The 1,422-nt window shown below is 46.5% G+C and carries 2 protein-coding genes; one reads left to right on the top strand and one right to left on the bottom strand.

Going from position 1 to position 1,422, the window contains the following annotated elements; translation table 11 throughout:
• Positions 1–429 precede the first annotated feature (429 nt).
• Positions 430–678: a hypothetical protein gene (locus DXT99_RS26705; RefSeq protein ID WP_115568648.1), complete on the top strand. Its 249-nt coding sequence runs from the start codon at positions 430–432 to the stop codon at positions 676–678.
• A 277-nt stretch (positions 679–955) separates the two neighbouring features.
• Here DXT99_RS26705 and DXT99_RS26710 read toward each other — a convergent pair whose 3' ends face one another.
• Complete coding sequence (locus DXT99_RS26710) at positions 956–1,294, bottom strand: zincin-like metallopeptidase domain-containing protein (protein ID WP_115568649.1); 339 nt, start codon at positions 1,292–1,294, stop codon at positions 956–958.
• Positions 1,295–1,422: the final 128 nt, after the last annotated feature.

Here is a 1,422-nt window from a genome sequence, read left to right on the forward strand (position 1 = left end):
GGTGATTAATAAACTACTTAAGCAGGTGTTTGGTATCGTAAATTCAGGGGAGGTTTACTGTGCAAATAGTTGAATGTAACTGCTAAAAAACAGACGAAAACACTTGCTTTTTGACACAGTTCATAAATATACTTATGAGATAGCCCACCACGACCTCCAGAAGCGTTGCCCCACCAACCTTCATCAGCTTTTGAAGCTGAACTCCAGCCCTAGGCTAAACAAGAGGAAGAAACCTTGAATAAATAAAATATTCATCCTGCTTTTTCTCCGTCATACTAGAAGCGTTATTCTGCTTGCAAAACCACTTTTATCAGGATATAAAAATGGCCCCATCATTGGCAAAGATAAATTAATGGCTGTTTATATTTTATTATATTTATATTAGTATAATAAATTACAATATATTAACTTCGTTGCTTTCAAAGAGCCATGGAAACAGCAGCTTATGAATACCTAAACCTCGCCCTGGGCAAGAAGCAGGCTCTGGACCTTTACTACCGCCTGACCGGCTTTATCAGGGAGCATGATCCGGCTAGCTTCAGGAAGTTTATGGCATACAGGGACAGCACGCTGAAAGACGATGCGCTGATGGGCTTTGTGCTGCAACTCATGCTAACCCGGCACCGGGACATGTTGGCGCAGCTGGTACCCGCAACAAGGACAATAGCAAGTGCCTGATTAGCGGCACTTTCTCTGCCCTGGCGCCGGCTCGTGCAGCGGTTAGCACAGCAAGGAAATAGGCGGCACAAAAATATCCTTCGCTACATATTTGTAAATGGAATTATTTATTACCTTGCGCGCCTCAAGGGCCTCCTGCTCTTTTTATCATATACCAGAACCCGGAACGGTTCACTGCTGACGTTGTATGATGTCAAACAAAGAGGCTGCCTTTTTAGAGCAGCCTCTTTTGCTTTGTCACGTTGCCCAATTACGCTAGACATCGCCTATTCTCTCTTTAAGCGGCCATGGCCACGGCAGGCAGCGCTTCCTTGCTTTCCTCTGCCTTCAGGTTCAGGATGTAGCTGGCGGCTTTGAAGGCTTTGGTGCCGGCGTAGATGATCATCGTCTTATCGTCTTTGAATTTGCTCACCCATCCCTGCAGGTAAGCCACTGAGTTCTCGAACACCTCCTCCTGGATGCCAGTGAAGGCACAGAGGAAGCTGGCCCCCATCTCGGCTATCAGCTCCTCTTTGCTGTAGTCCTCGTCCCCGAAGCGGGCAGCCTTGTCTGTGAAGCGGTTCAGCCTTTGGGGATGGCCGACGGAGTGAATCTTATGCCGATATCGGCATAAGATTCATAATGCCGCAGAAAAGATTATGCCGCACCAGATAGGCTGGGTGTTTGTTTTAGCGCTTTTCCGGTGCGGATGTGCGGCATAATTTTTCTAAGTTGTTTTGTTTCTATTTTGCTTCCTCAACTAAA

Source organism: Pontibacter diazotrophicus (assembly GCF_003367245.1).
GTDB classification, from domain to species: Bacteria; Bacteroidota; Bacteroidia; order Cytophagales; family Hymenobacteraceae; genus Pontibacter; species Pontibacter diazotrophicus.